This is a genomic window from Aldersonia sp. NBC_00410, assembly GCF_026342035.1.
Classification (GTDB): domain Bacteria; phylum Actinomycetota; class Actinomycetes; order Mycobacteriales; family Mycobacteriaceae; genus Aldersonia.
Genome location: NZ_JAPENM010000007.1, coordinates 156,431 through 180,144 on the forward strand (window position 1 = coordinate 156,431; position 23,714 = coordinate 180,144).

At 66.7% G+C, this 23,714-nt stretch carries 4 protein-coding genes; 3 read left to right on the forward strand and 1 reads right to left on the reverse strand.

Annotation, left to right across the window (positions count from 1 at the left end):
* Window positions 1-8 precede the first annotated feature (8 nt).
* The 3 genes from OG921_RS17405 (at window position 9) to OG921_RS17415 (ending at window position 22,855) form a co-directional block, all read left to right on the forward strand.
* A complete protein-coding gene (locus OG921_RS17405) occupies window positions 9-19,994 on the forward strand; it encodes a non-ribosomal peptide synthetase (RefSeq protein ID WP_266113748.1) in 19,986 nt (6,661 codons plus the stop codon).
* A 168-nt stretch (window positions 19,995-20,162) separates the two neighbouring features.
* Entirely contained in the window at window positions 20,163-21,224 is a 1,062-nt protein-coding gene (locus OG921_RS17410) for an alpha/beta hydrolase family protein (protein ID WP_266113749.1), read from the forward strand.
* A 299-nt stretch (window positions 21,225-21,523) separates the two neighbouring features.
* Window positions 21,524-22,855, forward strand: a complete 1,332-nt coding sequence (locus tag OG921_RS17415; RefSeq protein WP_266113750.1) for a lysine N(6)-hydroxylase/L-ornithine N(5)-oxygenase family protein — start codon at window positions 21,524-21,526, stop codon at window positions 22,853-22,855.
* On the opposite strand, the gene OG921_RS17420 is transcribed toward OG921_RS17415, so the two are convergent.
* A complete protein-coding gene (locus OG921_RS17420) occupies window positions 22,852-23,625 on the reverse strand; it encodes a glycoside hydrolase family 25 protein (RefSeq protein ID WP_266113751.1) in 774 nt (257 codons plus the stop codon). The genes OG921_RS17415 and OG921_RS17420 overlap by 4 nt on opposite strands.
* Window positions 23,626-23,714: the final 89 nt, after the last annotated feature.

The following is a 23,714-nucleotide window of genomic DNA, read 5'->3' on the forward strand; positions in this document are numbered from 1 at the left end:
GCAACTAGATGGAGCCGACGAACGTCCCCCCGCGTGCACGCGCGCGTCGTCGTCGCCCAGATCGGCCGTCCCGCGGCTCGCGCGTGCCGCTGCTGCCGCAGTTGCTGGAGGTCGCGGTCGAGGCGAATCCGACCGGTGTGGCGGTGGTGGCGGGCGATCGGTCGCTGAGTTATGCCGAACTCGATGAGTTGTCGTCGCGTCTCGCGCGATTGTTGATCGGTCGGGGTGTTGGGCCGGAGTCGGCGGTGGCGATCGGGATTCGTCGGTCGTTGGAATCGGTGGTCGCAGTATGGGCAGTGGCCAAGACCGGTGCGGCGTACGTGCCGGTGGACCCGAACTATCCGCAGGCGCGCATCGAGTACATGTTGGCCGACTCCAACGCCGGCATCGGTCTCACCACGACGGCGTTCGCGCCGGTCCTCGGTGACCGGACCGAATGGATCGTCATCGACGATCCCGCTATCGAGGCGTGTGTTGCGGCGGAGTCTTCGGATCCGGTGACCTATGCGGACCGGGTGGCGGTGCTGCGCGCCGAGCACCCCGCGTATGTGATCTACACATCGGGATCGACCGGGCGGCCGAAGGGCGTGCTGGTCACGCACGGTGGGCTCGCGTCGTTGTGCGAGAGTCAGTGCGAGTACTACCGGGCGACGGCGCAGTCGCGAGTCCTGCACTTCGCTTCGCCGAGCTTCGACGTCGCCGTAGCGGAAATGCTGCTCGCAGTCGGTGCCGCGGCCACTCTGGTCGTGGCTCCGATCGACCTGGTCGGCGGCGCCGAGTTGGCGAGCTTTGTGCGGGAGCAGTCGGTGACGCACCTGCTCATGACGCCGACCGTACTAGCGACGGTTGACCCGACTGCCCTCGACCTGGTGGAGACCGTGGTGGTGGGCGGTGAGGCCTGTCCGCCGGAGCTGGTCGAGGTGTGGGCGCCGGGTCGTTGGTTCGTCAACGGCTACGGCCCGACCGAGACAACGGTGGTCACGAACATCAGTGCCCCGCTGGTGGCCGGTGGTCGGGTGAATATCGGGAAGGCGATTCGCAACACTGCTTCCTGGGTGCTCGATGGGCGATTGCATCAGGTGCCGGTGGGGGCGGTCGGTGAGTTGTATCTGTCGGGTCCGATGTTGGCGCGTGGCTATCACGAGCGGCGGGGGTTGACCGCGGAGCGGTTCGTGGCCAACCCGTTTGTGGCAGGCGAGCGGATGTATCGCACCGGGGATCTCGTGCGGTGGAGCGAATCCGGTGATCTCGACTATCTGGGCCGCTCGGATTTCCAGGTGAAGGTGCGTGGGTTCCGCATCGAGCTCGGTGAGATCGATGCGGCGCTACAGACTCACGAGTCAGTCGATTTCGCGGTGACGGTCGGTCACACCGGGCGAACGGGCGTGGTGACGCTCGCCGGCTACGTCGTGCCTGTCGATGGCGCCGTTGTCGACGTCGATACCGTGCGCGAGCATGTCGCTCGGAACCTCCCAGCCCACATGGTGCCCTCATCGATCATGGTCATCGACGCGATTCCGTTGACCCCCAACGGCAAACTGGATCGCAAGGCTCTGCCTGAGCCGGTGTTCGAGGCGGCAGTGTTCCGGGCGCCGACGACACCCATCGAGCAGGTGGTGGCGGGGGTGTTCGCCGAGGTCCTCGGGATCGATCAGGTCGGTCTGGACGACGATTTCTTCGCTCTGGGCGGCAACAGCGTGGTGGCGACGCAGATGATGTCCCGCCTGGGTGCTGCATTGGACACCACGATCCCGGTGCGGGTGATCTTCGAGGCGCCGACGGTGGAACGCCTCGCGGTGGCGGTGGAGTCGCATGCGGGTGCGGGGCGGGTGGCGTTGGTGGCGGGTCCGCGGCCGGAGCGGGTGCCGTTGTCGCTGGCGCAGTCGCGGATGTGGTTTTTGAACCGGCTGGATCCGGAGTCGGCGGCGTACAACATTCCGATGGCGATCCGGCTGTCGGGTGAACTCGATACTGCTGCACTGCAATCGGCGGTGGCCGATGTGGTGGGCCGGCACGAGTCGCTGCGCACGATCTACCCGGAGGTCGACGGGGTCCCGGCGCAGGTCGTGCTGCCGGTACTGGACGTGGTGACGGATCTCGCGGCGGTCACCGTCACCGAACACGAACTTCTGCAATCGATTTCGGTGTTCGTGTCCCGAGGATTCGACGTGACCCGCGAGGCCGCGGTTCGGGCGAAGCTGTTCGCGGTCGCCGGCAACGAACACGTCCTGGTCGTCGCCGCACACCACATCACCGCCGATGGCGTGTCGATGGGCCCATTGGCGCGGGATGTGATGATCGCCTACGAGTCCCGCTCGCGGGGCGAGGCCCCGGGCTGGTCCCCGCTGCTGGTGCAGTACGCCGACTTCGCCTTGTGGCAGCGCCAGGTCCTCGGCTCCGAGGACGATCCCGAGTCGCTGATTGCGCGCCAGATCGACTACTGGGCAACCCAACTCGCGGATCTGCCGGACGAGCTGGGGTTGCCATTGGACCGGCCGCGGCCGACGGTGGCGTCGTATCGGGGTGGGCGGGTGCCGTTCGAGGTGCCTGCCGAACTGCACGCCGGTTTGGTGGAGTTGGCCCGCACGCACGAGGCGACGCTGTTCATGGTGGTGCACGCCGCCCTGGCGGTGCTGCTGGCCCGCCTTTCCGGTGGCGACGATGTGGCGATCGGCACCCCGATCGCGGGTCGCGGTGAGCGCGAGCTCGACGACCTGATCGGCATGTTCGTCAACACCCTGGTGTTGCGCACCGGCGTCAACGGTGCCCAGTCGTTCACGGATCTGTTGGCACGCACGCGCGAGACGGATGTGGCGGCGTTCGGGCATGCCGACGTGCCGTTCGAACGTTTGGTGGAGGTGCTCAACCCGGCACGGTCCCAAGCGAGACATCCATTGTTCCAGGTGATGCTGACGTTCCAGAACTTCGCCCACACGGCGTTCGAGCTGCCCGGCCTGTCGATGTCGGGACTCGACGCCGGTATCGAGTCGGCGAAGTTCGACCTGCAGTTCAGCCTCGCCGAGAACACTCCGGGATCGTCCGAGCACGCGGGTATATCCGGTGAGATCTCATTTGCGCGTGATCTTTTCGACGAAGGAACCGTCGCGACCATCGCGGCGCGGCTGGTCCGGGTGTTCGGCGCGATGGTGGCCGATCCGCGTGTGGCGGTGGGCGATGTGGCGTTGCTCGATGCCGCCGAGCAGTCGAAAATCCTGCAGAAATGGAACGACACGGCGGTACCGGGTGTGTCGGGGTTGCTGCGTGACAGTTTCGAGCGGGCGGTGTCGGCGTCTCCGGATGCGGTTGCGGTGGTGTTCGAGGGTGCGGCGCTGACGTATGGGGAGTTCGCTGGTCGGGTCAACCGGCTTGCTCGGCATCTGATTTCGCTCGGTGTCGGAGCCGAGTCGCGTGTCGCGACGGCGATGGGTCGGGGAGTGGATCTGCTGGTCGGGATTCATGCGGTGGTCGCTGCGGGTGGTGCGTATGTGCCGGTGGATCCGGATCATCCGGCCGACCGCATCGCCTACGTGCTCGATTCCGCTGATCCGGTAGCGATTCTGTCGACCACCACCGACGACGTGGACCTGGGAGACCGGTCGGTGTTGTTCGTCGACTCGCTCGACCTGAGCGGGTACTCGGATGCGCGGGTTACTGATGTGGATCGGGTGGCGCCGCTGCGCGCGGAGAACACGGCGTATGTGATTTACACGTCGGGGTCGACGGGTCGCCCGAAGGGTGTCGCGGTGACGCACGCCGCGATCGTGAACCGTCTGGAGTGGATGCAGGCGGCGTACACACTCGATGGTTCGGATGTGGTGTTGTGGAAGACGCCGGTCACCTTCGATGTGTCGGTGTGGGAGTTGTTCTGGGCATTGGGTGTGGGTGCGCGTCTGGTGGTTGCGGCGCCGGACGGGCACCGCGACCCGGTGTATTTGGCCGGTGTGATCGAACGCGAGTCGGTGACGACGCTGCATTTCGTGCCCTCGATGATGGCGGCGTTTGTGGGTGCGGTGACGGCGGGGTCGTGCCCGTCGGTGCGGCGGGTGTTCGCCTCGGGTGAAGCGTTGACCGGTGATGTCGCGCAGCGGTTGCGCACGGTGGTGCCGAGCACCGGGTTGCACAACCTGTACGGCCCGACCGAGGCCGCCGTCGATGTGACGTTCCACGAGGTGACCGACGCGGACACGGTGAGCGTGCCGATCGGTGCGCCGGTGTTCAACACCGAGGTGTTCGTGCTCGATGCCCGGTTGCGTCCGGTCCCGGTCGGGGTGCCGGGTGAGTTGTATCTGGCGGGTGTGCAGTTGGCCCGCGGCTATCTGGGTCGGGCGGATCTGACGGCGGACCGGTTCGTGACCAACCCGTACGGCCAGGCCGGCGAGCGGATGTATCGCACCGGTGACCTGGTCCGGTGGAACGGGTCAGGTGAGCTCGACTATCTGGGCCGCACCGATTTCCAGGTGAAGCTGCGTGGTCTGCGCATCGAGCTCGGTGAGATCGAAGCCGCACTGCTCGCCTTCGACGGGGTGACGCAGTCGGTGGTGCTGGTCCACTACGACGGCATCACCGATCGCCTCGTCGGCTACGTCGTGGCCGATGCCGCCACCGATGCGGAGCAGCTGCGCCGGTTCGTCGCGGCGCGGGTGCCCTCGTACATGGTGCCCGAGCAGATCATGATCCTGGATTCGTTCCCGCTCAACCCGTCGGGCAAGCTGGATCGCAAAGCGTTGCCGGCACCGGTGTTCGAGGTCGCGGTGTTCCGTGCCCCGACCACCCCGATCGAGCAGGCCGTCGCGGGGGTGTTCGCCGAGGTCCTCGGCCTCGAGCGCGTGGGCTTGGATGACGATTTCTTCGCCCTCGGCGGCAACAGCCTGTTGGGCATGCAAGTCACTTCTCGCCTGGGCCAGGTCCTGGATGCGACCATCCCGGTGCGGGTGTTGTTCGACGCCTCGACCGTGGAACATCTTGCGGTAGCAGTCGAGTCGCACACCGGCACCGGGCGGGTGGCGTTGGTGCCCCAGGCACGCCCGGCGCGGGTGCCGTTGTCGTTGGCGCAGTCGCGGATGTGGTTTTTGAACCGGTTGGATCCGGAGTCGGCGGCCTACAACATCCCGACGGCAATCCGCTTGTCGGGTGCACTCGACACTGCTGCTCTGCAATCGGCGGTGACCGATGTGATGGGGCGGCACGAGTCGCTGCGCACGGTTTACCCGGAGATCGATGGTGTCGGCTACCAGAAGGTGTTGTCGCCCGAGCAGGTCGTATTGGATCTCGCGCCGGTGTCGGTCACCGAAGCGGAACTCTTCGGCGCGGTGGCCGGGTTCGTGGGTCGCGGGTTCGACGTGATCGAGCAGGTGCCGGTGCGGGCGCGGTTGTTCCGGATCACCGACGTCGCAGACGTCAACGATGTCACCGACGTCGCAGACGCCACCGACGTGTTCGTGTTGGTGATGGTGCTGCATCACATCGCCACCGATGGATTCTCGGTGGGTCCGCTCGCGCGAGATGTGATGCTGGCCTATGAATCCCGCACCCGCGGCGAACTGCCCGGCTGGTCCCCGTTGCCCGTGCAGTACGCCGACTTCGCGTTATGGCAGCGTGCGGTGCTCGGCTCCGAGGACGATCCCGAGTCGCTGATCGCCGGTCAGATCGACTACTGGACAACCCAACTCGTGGGTGTGCCCGACGAGCTTGGGCTGCCGTTCGATCGGCCGCGGCCGGCGGTAGCCTCGGGCCGTGGTGCCACGGTCGGGTTCGAGGTGCCCGCCAAACTGCATGCCGCGCTGGTCGAGGTGGCGCGGGCGCACGACGCGACGCTGTTCATGGTCGTGCATACCGCGCTCGCAGTGCTGCTCGCGCGCTTGTCCGGGACCAACGATGTGGCGATCGGTACGCCGATTGCGGGTCGCGGTGAGCGTGAACTCGATGACCTGATCGGCATGTTCGTCAATACCCTGGTGCTGCGCACCGGCGTGGACCGTGGGGAGTCGTTCACCGATCTGCTTGCGGGCGTGCGCGACACCGACCTCGGCGCGTTCGGGCATGCGGACGTGCCGTTCGAGCGGCTGGTCGAGGTACTGAACCCGGCTCGGTCCCAGGCGCGGCATCCGTTGTTCCAGGTGGCGTTGTCGTTCCAGAACCTGGGCGCGACGCGGTTCGATCTCCCAGGGTTGACGGTCTCGGGGATCGACGCCGCTATCGATACCGCGAAATTCGATCTGCAGGTCACGTTGTCGGAGTCCGGTGCTGGTGGGATGACGGGCGCTCTGACTTATGCGACGGAACTCTTCGACGAGGTGTCGATGGCCGATTTCGGTCGGCGCCTGGTCCGGGTGTTCGAGGCATTCGTCACGAATCCCGCTGTGTTAGTGGGGGATGTCGAGATCCTCGATGCGGGTGAGGTTGCCGCACTGACCCGGGTGGCGGGTGCGGGGGCGATGCCGGTCGGGTTGTTGCCGGAGTTGTTGACGGCGTCGGTGGTGTCGTCGCCGGAAGCGGTCGCGGTGCGATTCGAGGGCCGGTCGTATTCCTATGCGGAGCTGGACGAGTCGTCGAACCGGTTGGCGCGACTGCTGATCGGACGCGGCATCGGTCCGGAAAACATTGTGGCGCTGGCGTTGCCGCGCTCCTACGACATGGTGCTGGCGGTGTGGGCGGTCGCGAAGACCGGTGCGGCGTATGTGCCGGTGGATCCGACGTATCCGACTGATCGTGTCGGGTACATGCTGTCGGATTCGGCTGCTCTGCTGGGTATCACAGGGTCCGAGTTCGTCCGCGCGCTGCCGGCCGACGGTTTCGAGTGGCTCGAGCTGGACGCGCCGGAAACCGACAGGGGCCTTGCGGAGTACTCCGCCGATGCGGTGACGGATGCGGATCGGCTCGCGTCGGTGCGCGTGTCGAACACGGCGTACATGATTTACACCTCGGGTTCGACGGGGCGCCCGAAAGGTGTCGCGGTCACCCATGCCGGCCTGGCCGGTGTCACCGCATACGCGACCGGGTTGTACGGGGTGAGCGCGGATTCGCGTTTCCTGCATGTGTGTTCGCCGAGTTTCGATCCGTCGGTGCTGGAATGGACCGCGGCGTTCTCGTCAGGTGCGACGCTGGTGATCGTGCCGGCGGGGGTGATCGGTGGGGTCGAGTTGACCGAGTTGCTCGCCGCGGAGCGGGTGACGCATTCGATCATCACCCCGGCGGTGCTGGGCACGATGGATCCGGCGGGGTTGACCGAGTTCGCGGTGGTGTCGGTCGGTGGTGACGTCTCGACGCCGGAGTTGGTGGCGCGCTGGGCGCCGGGTCGCCGGTATTTCAACGGGTACGGCCCGACCGAGACCACGATCATCTCCTCCTACGCAGAGCTCGAGGCGGCTGGTCCGGTGACGATCGGTACGCCGGTCACGGGGATGTCGGCGTTGGTGCTCGATGCCCGGCTGCGGCCGGTCCCGGTGAGTGCGGCGGGTGAGCTGTACCTGTGCGGTGACGCGTTGGCGCGGGGGTATCACGATCGGGCGGGTCTGACCGCCGAACGGTTCGTGGCGAATCCGTTCACTGCGGGCGGTGAGTTGATGTACCGCACCGGCGATTTGGTGCGGTGGCGTCGTGATGGTGCGTTGGAGTTCGTCGGTCGTAGCGATTTCCAGGTGAAGATCCGTGGTTTCCGGGTCGAGCTCGGTGAGATCGATGCGGTACTGGCCTCGCACCAGTCGGTGCAGTTCGCGGTGACGTTGGGTCGCCAGTTGGATTCGGGTGCCACGGTGCTGGTCTCGTATGTGCAGCCCGCGTCGGGTGCGGTGATCGATACGAGCGTCCTCGCGGGATTCGTTGGGGACCGGTTGCCGGGGCATATGGTGCCTTCGGCGTTCGTGGTGATCGAGCAGGTGCCGCTCACTCCGATCGGGAAGCTGGATCGTAAGGCGTTGCCGGAGCCGGTGTTCGAGGCCGCGGTATTCCGGGCCGCCACGACACCGCTCGAGCAGGGAATTGCCGAGGTGATGGCCGAGGTCCTGGGTCTGGCGTCGGTCAGTGTCGATGATTCGTTCTTCGCCATGGGTGGCGACAGCATCGTCTCGATCCAGTTCGTGTCGCGGGCGCGTGCGCGGGGGATCCGGTTCTCCCCGCGGGATGTGTTCGAGCAGCGCACGGTGGCCGGTTTGGCCGAGGTCGCGGTGTTCGATGACGACACGGTCGAGATTGTCCAGCTTCCCGAGTTGCCCGGTGGCGGTGTGGGACGGCTGCCGTTGACGCCCGTAATGCGTGGGTTCCTGGAGAGCGGCGGCGATTACCGCACATTTAATCAGGCGGTGCCGGTGCAGGTTCCGGCGTCGATGGACCTCGAGTTGTTGACCAAAACCGTTGCTGCGGTGGTGGATGCGCACGACATGCTGCGGGCCACCCTGCACCGAGATGATGCGGGTGAGTGGGTGTTCGAGGCCCGTCCGGTCGGGTCGGTCGAGGTGGCGGACTGGCTCCGGCATTACCCGGTGCCGGCGGATATCGAGGACGCCGAGCTGAACGCGATCGCGTCGCAGGCCGCCGATGCGGCCCTGCGGGAACTGGACCCGCAGACCGGTGACCTGGTGCGGTTCCTGTGGTTCGACTTCGGTGCCGACCGGCACGGTGTGCTCTACATCGTTGGCCATCACTTCGTGGTCGATGGTGTGTCGTGGCGGATTCTGGTGCCGGACATGGCGATTGCGTGGTCGCAGTTGAGTGCGGGTCATCCGGTGGCGCTGGCGCCGGTCGGTACGTCGATGCGCCGCTGGACCCACGCCCTGGCCGAAGAGGCGCTCGCGCCTGCTCGCGCGACAGAGCTGGACCTGTGGCGCGAGGTGCTCGACGTCGCGGATCCGCTGCTCGGCTCGCGGTCCCTGGATCCCACAGTAGACATCGGGTCCACCGTGGACCGGGTCGATGTGGAGATCCCGGCCGAGGTGGCCGACGCCGTGCTGCGTGATCTGCCGGAGTTGTACCGCGCCAGTGTGAACGACGGCCTGTTGGCGGCATTGGCGATGGCGCTGGTGACGTGGCGACGCAAACGAGGTGTCGACCTTTCCTCGGCGCTGGTCCGGATGGAAGGCCACGGCCGCGAGGAAACCCTGATTCCGGGCGCAGACCTGTCGCGGACGGTGGGCTGGTTCACCAGTGCCTACCCGGTGCGCGCCGATCTGGCCGGGATCGACCTCGCCGACGCCTTCGCCGGTGGCATGGCCGCGGGCGAGGCAATCAAGGCGGTCAAGGAGCAGCTGCTCACCATCCCCGATCGGGGCATGGGCTACGGACTGCTGCGTCACTTCAATCCCGTTGGTGCAGTGCTCGACACGCTGCCGCAGGGCCAGGTCAGCTTCAACTATCTCGGCCGGGTCGGTGGGGCCGAGGTGCCGGCCGCCCTCGCCGATATCGGGTGGGGATTCTCACCGGCGCTGGGGGAATTGTCCTCGCAGGTCGAGTCGAGCATTCCGGTGCATGCGGTGATCGACATCAACGCGATCGTCGGCGAGGACGGTGTGCTCGGTGCCGGATTCACGTTCCCGCGCGGGGTGATCGACCGCGCCGACGTGGCCGAACTCGCGGACCTCTGGAGCGACGCGTTGCGCGGGCTCGCGCAGCACAGTGCGGCGCCGAATGCCGGTGGCCTGACACCGTCCGATCTGCCGCTGGTCGCGGTGGGCCAGACCGACATCGACGGCTGGGAACAGCGCTACCCCAACCTGACCGATGTGTGGCAGCTGTCGCCGCTGCAGTCCGGCATGCGGTTCCACGCCATGCTCACCGCCGACGACGCCGCCGATATCTACACGATGCAGGCGACGCTGCACCTGGGTGGCTATGTCGACGCCGAGCGGTTGCGTTCGGCGGCGCAGGCGTTGACCGAGCGGTACACGAACCTGCGGACCGCGTTCGTCACCGACTCGTCGGGGACCGCGGTACAGCTGGTGCTCGACCGGGTCGATGTGCCGTGGCGCGAGCTGGATGTGACCGGTGTCGCGGAGGGGGAGCGGGCCGAGCAGGTGCGGGCGGTACTGGCCGCCGACCAGGCCGACGGGTTCGACATGACCCGTCCGCCACTGATCCGGTTCGCCCTGATCCGGACCGGGCACGACGCGTGGCAGCTCGGTGTGACCGTGCACCACATCCTGCTCGACGGCTGGTCGATGCCACTGTTGATGCGGGACCTGCTGGTGCTCTATGCAGTCAGCGGCGACCAGTCGGTGCTGCCGCGGGTGCGCGACTACCGCACCTTCCTGGTGTGGCTGGCCGAGCGGGACCGCGAGCAGTCGCTGGCTACGTGGAAGCAGGCGCTCGAAGACGTCGAGGGACCGACGCTGCTCGAGTCCGCGGGCCCGCGCCCGGCCGTGTCGGGTGCCGGCAAGGTCGGTGTGGAGTTGTCCGAAGCCGAGACAGCGCGCCTGGCCAAGGTCGCGGCCGGGCTGGGTGTCACGGTCAACACGATGGTGCAGGCGGCGTGGGCGATCCTGCTCGGCGCGATGACCGGGTCCTCGGATGTGGTGTTCGGTGCGACCGTGTCGGGTCGTCCGGCGGAGGTGGCCGGGGTCGAGTCGATGGTGGGTTTGTTCATCAACACCATCCCGGTCCGGGTCCGCATCGCGGCGGACGCCACGGTGTCGGAGTTGCTGGCGCGGTTGCAGTTCGAGCAGGCCGGCCTGCTCGAGCATCACTATCTCGGCCTGACCGATATTCACCACGCCGCGGGCGTGGCGGCGTTGTTCAACACGCTGTTCGTGTTCGAGTCCTACCCGGTCGATCAGGCCGCGCTGAGCGAGGCCGGTTCCGCACTCGACGGGATGCAGGTCACCGGCGTCGACATCCTCGACGGCTCGCACTACCCGCTCACCGTGCTGGTCAACCTCGAGACCCAACTCGTGGTCGACTTCAAATACGACCTTGCCGTGTTCGGCACCACCGAGATCGAGACACTCGCCGTCCGGCTCCTGCGGGTACTGGCGACCGTCACCGCAAACACCGACATCCCGGTCGGGGATGTCGACATCCTCGACCCCACCGAGCGGGACGTGCTCCTCTCGGACTGGAACGCGACTGGTGTGGGTGTGTTCGACGGACTGCTGCTGGATCGGTTCGAGCAGACCGTGGCCGCCACGCCGGATGCCGCCGCCGTGGTGTTCGAAGGCGCGGAACTGTCGTATGCCGAGTTCGCTGGGCGGGTGAACCGGCTTGCGCGGCATCTGATCTCGCTGGGCGTGGGTCCGGAGTCGCGGGTTACCGTGGCGATGCGGCGTGGCACGGATTTGTTGACCGCGATCTACGCCATTGTGACGGCGGGTGGTGCGTATGTGCCGGTGGATCCGGATCATCCGCCCGACCGGATCGCGTATGTGCTCGATTCCGCGGATCCGGTGGCCGTGCTGACGACGCTGCGCGATGAATTCGATGCCGGCGATCGGACTGTGCTTTACGTGGACACCCTCGATGTGTCGGGGTACTCGGCGGATCCGATCACGGACGCGGATCGGGTCGCGTCGCTGCGCGCGGACAACACGGCATATGTGATTTACACGTCGGGTTCGACGGGTCGCCCGAAGGGTGTCGCGGTGACGCACGCCGCGATCGTGAACCGTTTGGAGTGGATGCAGGCGGCGTACACACTCGGTGGCGCAGATGCGGTGTTGTGGAAGACGCCGGTCACGTTCGACGTGTCGGTGTGGGAGTTGTTCTGGGCCTTCGGTGTGGGTGCGCGTCTGGTGGTTGCGGCGCCGGATGGTCATCGGGATCCGGTGTATCTGGCAGGCTTGATCGCCGAGCAGTCGGTGACGACGCTGCACTTCGTGCCGTCGATGATGGCGGCCTTTGTTGGTGCGGTGACGGCGGGGTCGGTGCCGTCGGTGACGCGGGTGTTCGCTTCCGGTGAGGCGTTGACCGGTGATGTGGCACAGCGGTTGCGCACGGTGGTGCCGAGCACCGGGTTGCACAACCTGTACGGCCCGACCGAGGCCGCGGTCGACGTGACGTTCCACGAAGTCACCGATGCGGACACCGTCACGGTGCCGATCGGTGCGCCGGTGTTCAACACCGAGGTGTTCGTGCTCGATGCGCGGTTGCGGCCGGTGCCGGTCGGGGTGCCGGGTGAGTTGTACCTGGCCGGTGTGCAGTTGGCCCGTGGCTACCTGGGTCGGGCGGATCTGACCGCGGATCGGTTCGTCACCAACCCATACGGCCAGGCCGGCGAGCGGATGTATCGCACCGGTGACCTGGTCCGGTGGAACGGGTCAGGCGAAATCGACTACCTCGGCCGCACCGATTTCCAGGTGAAGCTGCGTGGTCTGCGGATCGAACTCGGTGAGATCGAGACCGCCCTGCTCGCCTTCGAGGACGTGACGCAATCCGTCGTCATCGTCCACAACGACGGCATCACCGATCGCCTGGTCGGCTACGTGGTGGGCGACGCCGCCAGCGATCCGGAGCAGATCCGTGCTTTCGTTGCTGCGCGGGTGCCGTCGTACATGGTGCCCGAGCAGATCATGATCCTGGATTCGTTCCCGCTCAACCCGTCGGGCAAGCTGGACCGTAAGGCGTTGCCGGCGCCGGTGTTCGAGGTCGCGGTGTTCCGTGCCCCGACCACCCCGATCGAGCAGGTCGTCGCGGGGGTGTTCGCCGAGGTCCTCGGCCTCGACCGCGTGGGCTTGGACGACGACTTCTTCGCCCTCGGTGGCAACAGCCTGCTGGCGATGCAGGTGGTTTCGCGTCTTGGTGCGTCATTGGATGCCACGGTTCCGGTGCGCGTCCTGTTCGAGGCGTCCACCGTGGAACACCTTGCGGTAGCGGTCGAGTCGCACACCGACACCGGTCGGGTGGCGTTGGTGCCGCAACCGCGCCCCGAGCAGATCCCGTTGTCGTTGGCCCAGACCCGGATGTGGTTCCTGAACCGACTCAACCCCGGTTCTGCGGTGGACAACATCCCGGCCGTGCTGCGCATCACCGGCCCAGTGGATACCGATGCGTTGCAGCGTGCCGTCACCGATCTCGTCGAGCGGCAGGAGACGCTGCGCACGATCTACCCCGAGGTGGACGGCGTCGGCCATCAGGTGGTCCTCCCGAGCGCGGACGCGACCCCCGATGCAACGCCGGTCGAGGTGGATCCGGCCCGTGCGATCGATGCGGTCCGTGAGTTTCTGTTGCGCGGCTTCGACGTCACGCGCGAAACCCCGTTCCGGGTAGCGCTTTTCCGTCTCGCCGCCGACGAGCATCTGCTCGCCGTGGTGATGCACCACATCTCCGGTGACGGTGCGTCGGTCGGTCCGCTCGCACGCGACGTGATGGTGTCCTACGAGGCACGCGCCCGCGGCACGGAGCCCGGCTGGGCACCGCTACCGGTGCAGTACGCCGACTACGCGTTGTGGCAGCGGCAGGTGCTCGGCTCCGAGGACGACCCGGAATCGGTGATCTCGCAGCAGCTGTCCTACTGGACTCGTGAGCTTGCCGGCCTGCCGGAGGAGATCTCATTCCCGGCCGATCGCCCGCGCCCGCATATCGCGTCGTTCGCCGGCGCCGAGGTCGGGTTCGGGATCGACGCCGAGTTGGGTGCGCGCATCGAAGAACTCGGCCGCCGCTTGAACGCGACACCGTTCATGGTCGTGCATGCCGCGCTCGCGGTGGCACTGTCGCGGCTGTCCGGGATGAACGATATTGCGATTGGTACCCCGGTGGCGGGTCGTGGTGCGCGCGAGCTCGACGACATGGTCGGCATGTTCGTCAACACGCTGGTGCTGCGCACCGGTGTGGATGGGGGCGGGTCGTTCGCCGACCTGCTGGCGCGGACGCGGGAAACCGATCTGGGTGCGTTCGGGCATGCGGATGTGCCGTTCGAACGGCTCGTCGAGATCATCGACCCGGCGCGTTCGCAGGCACGCAATCCGCTGTTCCAGGTGATGCTGGCGTTCCAGAATTTCGAGCAGACCCGGTTCGAGATCGCTGGTCTCACGATCGAGGGTGTCGAGAACCCGACGGACACAGCCAAGTTCGACCTTCTTGTCACCCTCGGTGCGGATCCCGGCGGCGCCGGGTACGGCGGGACGCTGACCTATGCGACGGATCTGTTCGACGAGGCCACCGTGGCCGGGTTCGGGCAGCGCCTGGTCCGGGTGCTCGACGCGGTCACCGCCGACCCGAGCGTGGCCGTCGGCGACGTGGAACTGCTGACCCCGGCCGAACGGGCGCTGGTCGTCTCGGACTGGAACGCCACGAATGTGGGTGCGTTCGACGGACTGCTGCTCGACCGGTTCGAGCAGACCGTGGCCGCCACGCCGGATGCCGCCGCCGTGGTGTTCGAAGGCGCGGAACTGTCGTATGCCGAGTTCGCTGGGCGGGTGAACCGGCTTGCGCGGCATCTGATCTCGCTGGGCGTGGGTCCGGAATCGCGGGTTACCGTGGCGATGCGGCGTGGCACGGATTTGTTGACCGCGATCTACGCCATTGTGACGGCGGGTGGTGCCTACGTCCCGGTCGATCCGGATCATCCGGCCGACCGGATCGCCTATGTGCTCGATTCCGCTGATCCGGTGGCGATTCTGTCGACGACCGGCGACGACGTGGACCTGGGTGATCGGCCTGCATTGTTCGTCGACTCGCTCGACCTGAGCGGGTACTCGGATGCACGGATCGGCGATGCCGAACGCACGGCGCCGCTGCGTGCGGGTAACACGGCGTATGTGATTTACACGTCGGGGTCGACGGGTCGCCCGAAGGGTGTCGCGGTGACGCACGCCGCGATCGTGAACCGCCTGGAGTGGATGCAGTCCGCCTACCGCTTGAACGAGTCGGATGTGGTGTTGTGGAAGACGCCGGTCACCTTCGATGTGTCGGTGTGGGAGTTGTTCTGGGCCTTCGGTGTGGGCGCGCGTCTGGTGGTGGCGGCGCCGGATGGCCATCGGGATCCGGTGTATCTGGCGGGGCTGATCGAACGCGAGTCGGTGACGACGCTGCATTTCGTGCCCTCGATGATGGCGGCGTTCGTTGGTGCGGTGACCGCGGGGTCGTGCCCGTCGGTGACGCGGGTGTTCGCTTCGGGTGAGGCGTTGACCGGTGATGTGGCGCAGCGGTTGCGCACGGTGGTCCCGGGGACCGGGTTGCACAACCTGTACGGCCCGACCGAGGCCGCGGTCGATGTGACGTTCCACGAAGTCACCGATGCGGACACCGTCACGGTGCCGATCGGTGCGCCAGTGTTCAACACCGAGGTGTTCGTGCTCGATGCGCGGTTGCGGCCGGTGCCGGTCGGGGTGCCGGGTGAGTTGTACCTGGCCGGTGTGCAGTTGGCCCGCGGCTATCTGGGTCGGGCGGATCTGACGGCGGACCGGTTCGTCACCAACCCATACGGCCAGGCCGGCGAGCGGATGTACCGCACCGGTGACCTCGTGCGCTGGAGCGGGTCGGGTGAAATCGAGTATCTCGGCCGTACCGATTTCCAGGTGAAGCTGCGTGGTCTGCGGATCGAACTCGGCGAGATCGAGACGGCACTGCTCACCTTCGACGCCGTCACCCAGTCGGTCGTGGTCGTGCACAACGACGTCATCACCGACCGCCTCGTCGGCTACGTCGTGGCCGATGCCTCCACCGATGCGGAGCAGCTGCGCCGGTTCGTCGCCGCGCGGGTGCCGTCGTACATGGTGCCCGAGCAGATCATGATCCTGGATTCGTTCCCGCTGAACCCGTCGGGCAAGCTGGATCGCAAGGCGTTGCCGGCACCGGTGTTCGAGGTCGCGGTGTTCCGTGCCCCGACCACCCCGATCGAGCAGGCCGTCGCGGGGGTGTTCGCCGAAGCCCTCGGGATCGAGCGGGTCGGTCTGGACGATGACTTCTTCGCCCTCGGCGGCAACAGCCTGTTGGGCATGCAGGTCACCTCTCGCCTGGGCCAGGTCCTGGATGCGACCATCCCGGTGCGGGTGTTGTTCGAGGCCTCCACCGTGGAACATCTTGCGGTGGCGGTGGAGTCGCACACCGGGGCGGCGCGGGTCGCGCTGGTGGCGCGGGAGCGCCCGGAGCGGATCCCGTTGTCGTTGGCCCAGACGCGGATGTGGTTCCTCAACCGGATGGATCCGGAGTCGCCGGCCTACAACATCCCGATGGCGATCCGGTTGTCGGGTGCACTCGACACTGCTGCACTGCGATTGGCGGTCACCGATGTGGTGGCGCGGCACGAGTCGCTGCGCACCATCTACCCCGAGATCGACGGCGCGCCGGTGCAGTTGGTGTTGCGGGCGGCCGATGCTGGTGTGGATCTGGTGGTCGAGACGGTAACCGCCGACACCGCCATCGACCGGGTGACCGCTTTGGCGGTGGCCGGTTTCGATGTGACCGAGGCGGTCCCGGCGCGCGTGCACCTGCTCGAGATCTCCGATTCCCCGGGTGAGTTCATGTTGGTGGTGGTGGTGCATCACGTGTCGTCCGACGGTTCGTCGATGGCGCCGCTGACCCGCGATGTAATGCTGGCCTACGAGTCCCGGGCTCGGGGTGAGGCGCCGGGCTGGGCGCCGCTGCCGGTGCAGTACGCCGATTACGCCCTGTGGCAGCGCGAGGCACTCGGTGACGAGAACGATCCCGAATCGCTCGTCGCACGCCAGATCGACTACTGGACAACACAGTTGACCGGTCTGCCCGAGGAGCTGGACCTGCCGCTGGATCGGCCGCGACCGGCGGTGCAGTCGTTCCGGGGCGGGCGGGTGCCTATCGCGTTGTCCGCGCAGCTGCACGCGGAGCTCGTCGAAGTGGCGCGCTCCCATGATGCGACGCTGTTCATGGTGATGCATGCCGCGTTGGCGGTGTTGCTGGCCCGCCTGTCGGGGAACGAGGACATTGCGATCGGGACTCCGATCGCGGGTCGCGGTGAGCGCGAGCTCGACGACCTGATCGGCATGTTCGTCAACACGCTGGTATTCCGTGCTCAGGTCGTTCCCGTGCTGTCGTTCGCGGAGTTGTTGGCACGGGTGCGCGAGACCGATCTCGCTGCGTTCGGGAACGCGGATGTGCCGTTCGAGCGGTTGGTGGAGGTGCTCAATCCAGCACGGTCGCAGGCACGACATCCGTTGTTCCAGGTTGGTATGTCGTTTCAGAACTTGGCGCGGTCCCGGTTCGAGTTGCCGGGGTTGACCGTGTCGGGGCTCGAGGCGGAGATGGGTACGTCCCAGTTCGACCTGCACCTGATCATCGGTGACAGTTACGACGAGGACGGCGCCCCGGCCGGTCTCGGCGGTGTGCTGACGTTCGCGACCGACGTATTCGACGAATCGACCGTGGCGGCATTCGCGCAGCGCTTCGAGCGTCTGCTCGCCTCGATCGTCACCGATTCGACTGCCGCGGTCGGAGATATCGAGATCCTCGACAGCGCCGAGCGGGACCTCGTGTTGGTCGGGCGCAATGACACGGCGGCGGTATTGCCGGGCGGGTTGGTGTTCGGATCGCTCGAGCGCCATGTGGCGGCATCGCCGAATGCGGTCGCGGTGGTGTTCGAGGATGAGTCGCTGACTTATGGCGAGTTCGGTGCCCGGGTGAATCGGCTTGCGCGTTGGTTGGTTTCGCAGGGTGTCGGGCCGGAGATCCGCGTTGCGCTGGCGATGCGCCGCGGCCTGGACTTCATCACCGCGGTGTATGCGGTGGTGACCGCGGGTGGGGTGTACGTGCCGGTCGACCCGGATCAACCCGCCGAACGCGTGGAATACGTTATGTCTTCGGCTGATCCGGCGCTCGTGCTGGCGACCGGTGGAGATGAATTCGTTTCCGCGGGTCGTCCGGTGGCACGGGTCGACACCCTCGACCTGTCGGAGTTCTCGCCCGCGCCGCTGACCGATGCGGATCGGGTGGGACTGCTGTACCCGGACAACACCGCCTATGTCATCTACACCTCGGGGTCGACGGGCCGGCCGAAGGGTGTGGCGGTCAGCCATCGCGCGATCGTGCACCAGGCGCAGTGGATGGTTCACGAATACGGCATCGGGCCCGAAGATGTGTATCTGCACAAGGTGCCGACAACGTTCGATCTGTCATTGTGGGCCAACACCGTGCCGTTCACCGCGGGTGCTCGGCTGGTGATCGCGACGCCGGAGGGGCATCGAGATCCGGCCTACCTGTGCCGAGTGGTGGCCGAACAGGGTGTGACGCTGACCGACTTCGTGCCCTCGATGCTGGCGCTGTTCGCGCGCCAAGCGCGGCCCGAGCAGTTGGGGACGCTGCGCGATGTGTTCGTCATCGGTGAGGCGCTACCGGTGGAAACGGTGCACGCGTTCGCGGGCGTGTCGACGGCGCGGGTACACAACCTGTACGGGCCGACCGAAGCGGCGGTGTCGATCACCGCGGTCGAGGTACCCGCCAATGCGGAAGCGATCTCCATCGGTGTGCCGGAATCGAATGCGCAGGTGTTCGTGCTCGACGCCCGACTGCGTCCTGTCCCCGACGGTGTCGCCGGTGAGCTCTACCTGGCCGGTGTGCAGTTGGCACGCGGCTACTTCGGGCGCGCCGACCTGTCCGCGGAGCGGTTCCTCGCCAACCCATACGGGCCGGCGGGTGGGCGCATGTACCGCACCGGCGACCTCGTGCGGTGGACCGCGGTGCCCGATGGTCGCTCCGCAGGCTCCGCTCCTACCGCCGAACTTGTTTACCTGGGGCGCACCGACTTCCAGGTGAAGTTCCGTGGCCAGCGCATCGAACTCGGCGAGATCGAGACCGCCCTGCTGGGCCTGGCCGGGGTGGAGCAGTCGGTCGCGATCGTGCGGGCCGACGATCTGGGTGACCGGCTCGTGGCCTACGTCGTTCCGTCCGCGGGTGTCGAGATCGACCCACAGCAGGTGCGTGCCGAGTTGGGTCGGGTGTTGCCGTCCTACATGGTGCCCGAGTCGATGCTGGTGCTCGAGGCCCTCCCACTCAACCCGTCGGGCAAGCTGGATCGTAAGGCGTTGCCGGCGCCGGTGTTCGAGGCTGCGGTGTTCCGGATTCCGACAACGCCGACCGAGCGTTCTATTGCGGCGGCGTTCGAGAGCGTGCTCGGCGTGGTGACCATCGGCGCGGACGACAACTTCTTCGACCTGGGTGGGAACTCGTTGTCCGCGGTGCGCGTCGTCGCCGCGCTGCGCGAGGCGGGTCTCGACATGCCGCTGCAGTGGCTCTTCTCCGAACCCACCCCTGCGTCGATCGCCCGGCGACTCGGAGGAGACGTGGGCGCGGAAGGCATGGGGCTGGGCGTCGTGCTACCGATTCGCACGGGCGGCGACGAAGCGCCGATCTTCTGCGTGCACCCCATCGTCGGGCTCGCGTGGTGCTACGGCGGCCTGTCCAGACTCGTCGACCGGGACCGCCCGATCTACGGAATTCAGACTCCGGCGTTGTCGGACAAGAAGTTCCGACCCGACACACTTCGCGAGCTGGCGCGGCGCTACGTCACCGAGATCCGTGCGATCGCACCGAGCGGGCCCTACCATTTGCTCGGCTGGTCGCTCGGCGGTGTCCTCGCGCACGAGATTGCGGTACAGCTACAGCAATCCGGTGAGCATGTGGCCCGCCTCGTCATGATCGACAGTCATGTCCGGGCCGCGGAGACGGGGGCGGTCTCCGCGCTGTCTGTGCGCGATCTGCTTGGCGGCATGGGCATCGTGCACCACGACGAGATCTTCGACGAGCCCGGTATGGATACCGGAACCTTGGACGCGGCTGCGGCCGGATTGGCCCGGCAGTACGCCATGGATGTCGAAACCGCGACAGACCTCGTTCGAACGTTGGTCGACAACGCCGTCCGCGACATGGGCCTGCTCGCGGGTCATACGCCCGCAGTATTCGACGGCGACGTGCAGTTCCTCACGGCCGGCGCGGACGATCCCACCGGTGCTCTGGCCGCGGACGGATGGGCGGAGCACGTCACGGGCAGTGTGCACAACGATGTCGTGCCCAGCACGCATTGGCAGATGACTGCGCCGGAGGTGCTGCCGCGGATCGCCGCAGCGCTGGCCGCGGTCGATGTGGTCAATCCGGCACGCACATAGCGGAGGGCTCGGAGCCAACGGAACCGTTGCACATGTAACGCTGCGGTTACAGGACCGATATTTAGTCAAACGTCCAGTATCGCGCGGATCGCCACGGCGAACGTGTGCGTCTGACCTGGGGGACAGGTGTGTGCCGCTCCCCCGACACGAATGAAAGGTTGATGGTCCATGCCCAGAGCCAGGAGGGCGGTCCGACGCCTCGGAGTGCGCGCACTCGTCCTTACCAGCGCACTGCTGATGGTTCCGATCGCCGGAGTTGCCGGTGTCGCCGCTGCTCAGCCGACCGGTGGTGCGCCTGCGGTACCGAGCGTGACATCGGCGGACGGCTCGAAGATTGTCTCGATCAAAGATCGAGGTAAGCAAGGGCTGCGTGTCACGGTGCATTCGACCGCGATGGACAGAGACATCCCGTTGGCCGTGCTGCGGCCCGCGGATACCAGCAAGCCCGCGCCAACGCTGTACCTGCTCAACGGCGGCGGTGGCGGTGAGGACCGTGCAAGTTGGGGTGACCAGACCGATTACATCGGCTTCTTCGCCGACAAGCACGTGAATGTCGTAACCCCGCTCGCCGGCAAGTGGACCTACTACACGGACTGGGTCAATACGGACCCGACGCTGGGCAAGAACAAATGGACGACGTTCCTGACGCAGGAAGTTCCGCCACTCATCGATGCGGCCCTCGACACGACCCGGGTCAACGCAATCGCCGGGCTGTCGACGTCGGGCACCTCGGTGTTCAACCTGGCGATCGCCGCACCGGGGCTGTACAAGGGCATTGGTGCGTACTCGGGATGTGCTCAGACCTCGGACCCGGTCGGCCAGGAGCTCGTGAAAACGGTGGTCGACGTCTGGGGTAATAGCGACGTCACGAACATGTGGGGCCCACTGAACGGCCCGATGTGGGCGGCCAATGACCCGTTTGTGCAAGCCGACAAGCTGCGCGGTTACTCGATCTACGTGTCCACCGGCAACGGACTTCCGGGCCCGCACGACACGCTCGAGAATCCGGCGCTCAAGGGCTCGGTCCCCACACTGGCCAACCAGATGATCGTCGGCGGCGCCATCGAGGCGGCTACCAACCAGTGCTCGCACAACCTGGCGGGCCGGCTCGGACAGCTCGGCATCCCCGCCACGTTCAACTTCAAGCCGACCGGCACTCACTCGTGGGGCTACTGGGAGGACGACCTGCACGACTCCTGGCCGATCCTCGCCCAGTCGATGGGCATCTGAGCGAACGCCACATCAGACCCGTCAGCAACCGAGACCGGAGCCGTCAGGCTCCGGTCTCGGTTGCTTTGCGGTAGGCCCAGATGGGTGCCGCCGACATTGAGCGCCGCGCACGGACTACGGCTCGTCGGTGGGGTATCCGCCCCCAAAAAAACACGTGGGGAGCCCCAACAATCCAGAGTGGGGCCGCGCACGACCTGGTCTCGGACCGATCGGCGAAGGATTTGCGCGCCCGGCGATGGGTAGGTTAGCCTCACTTAACTCCGGGTGGTAACGGAGACCGGTGGGTGCGGGAGGTTGCGATGACGACGCAGGAGAACCTCGACATGACCCACACCGAAATCGTCGACGTCGCCGGGATCGGCTTCGGCCCCTCCAACCTCGCCCTGGCGATTGCGCTCGAGGAATTCAACGCCGAGCGCGCTCCCTCGGACCGGCTCGCCGCGAAATTCGTGGAGAGCAAGGAACAGTTCGGCTGGCATCCCGGGATGCTGCTGCCCGGCACCACGATGCAGGTCTCGTTCCTCAAGGATCTGGCTACCCAGCGCAACGTCCGAAGCCGGTACTCGTTCCTGAACTATCTCGCCGAGATGCGCCGGCTGCCGGACTTCATCAACCATCAGACGTTCTTCCCGACCCGCTACGAATTCCAGGACTATCTCGCGTGGGCCGCGCGCACGGTCGACGCCGACGTCGTCTACGGCACCCGTGCCGAATCGATCGAGATCGCAGGCGACCACTTCGAAATCCTGCTCGGCGGACAGCGTTCCGGCGTGCTGCGCGCACGCAACGTCATCGTCGCCACGGGTTTGGCCCAGCGACTGCCCGACGGGGTGACCGGGTCGCGCCGGGTGTTCCACAACCACCGTTTCCTCGACCACCTGGCGAACATGCCCGAGCCGACGCACCAGAATTTCGTCGTACTCGGCGCGGGCCAGAGCGCGGCCGAGGTGGTGTCGTATCTGCACAGCAACTACCCGAACGCGTCGGTGCATGCGGTATTCGCCAAGTACGGCTACAGCCCGTCGGACGACAGCCCCTACGCGAACCGGATCTTCGACTCCACAGCGGTGGACGATTTCCATGCCTCATCGCCGGAGTTCCGCCGACGGCTGATGAACTACCACCGCGGCACCAACTACTCGGCCGTCGATCTCCCGCTGATCGAGGATCTGTACGCCCGCGAGTACGACGAGCGGGTGCGCGGTGAGCGTCGGCTGTTCATGCACGGCGCATCGAGCGCGATCGCGGTGGACGAGTCTGCCGATGGCGTCGCGGTGACCGTGGTGCACGAACCGACCGGGCTGACCGAGGAACTCGTCTGCGACGCGGTGGTGTGCGCGACCGGTTTCAACCCGATGGATCTGCACGCCACCCTCGGCAACCTCGCGGATGTCGTGGTGACCGACGAGCACGGCCCGCGGGTCGCACGTGACTACCGACTGGTGACGACCACGCCGCTGCCGGGCGGGATCTTCCTGCAGGGCGGCACGGAACACACGCACGGCATCTCATCGTCACTGCTGTCCAACGTAGCCATCCGCAGCGGCGAGATCGTCCGCTCCGTGGCACGGGACCAACAGCGGCAGCCGGCCCCGGCCGGCGATTCGACCGACCGGGTGCGCACCGGCTAGCTACCCGCGCTGCCGCTTCCGCTCGACAGATTGTTGGAGAACAGGTCGAGCGGACCCATCGCGCCGCTGTAGAAATTCAGGTCGGTGGTGCCGGCGATCCCCGGGATGACTCCGCGGTCGGTGTACTGCCAGAACGTCCACACCGGCCACCCGCCGACAAGTTCGGGTTGGGCATTGCCGCGGTAGTCCGCGATCCACAGCGGGTACCGGATGAACTGGTTGGTGTTGGCCATCGCCGTCTTCCAGAAGTTCGGGTACGTGTAGATGATCGGCACCCGCCTGGTCAGGCCTTCCACGGTGTTCAGGAACCGGTGCGTCCAGTCGATCAGCGCCGCGGGCGGCAACCCGCCGCTGTTCTCGAGGTCGAGGATCGGCGGCAGATCGCCGGGCGGACCGTTCACGCCGATGACGGTGGCGGCGAAGAATGCCGCCTGCGCTTCGGGCGACGCCTGCGGACGCGCGAAATGGTACGCACCGCGCGCGACACCGGCGAGGCGCGCCGCGACGGTATCGGGCACGAAGAACGGATTGATGTAGTCGAGTCCCTCCGTGGCCTTGATCATCGCGAACTCGTGGCCGGAATTGCGCACGGCGAACCAGTCGATGATGCTGCTGTCGTCGTGCTGCCACGATGCGACATCGGGGCCGTTGATGTCGGCGGCGGCGGTACCCGCTCCGGAGAGGGCGAACAGCGCAGCGAATGCTAGAGGTGCGCCGGACGTTATCGCCCGCCGTAATCGTGACCGAATAGTGCCGCGGGGGTGATCCATGTCGAGTCAATGTAGCCGCGGTCACACCCGATGCGCAGGAGAAAACGCAGGTCGAATCCTGTGAATTCAGGCAATGGCCATGATCGGGC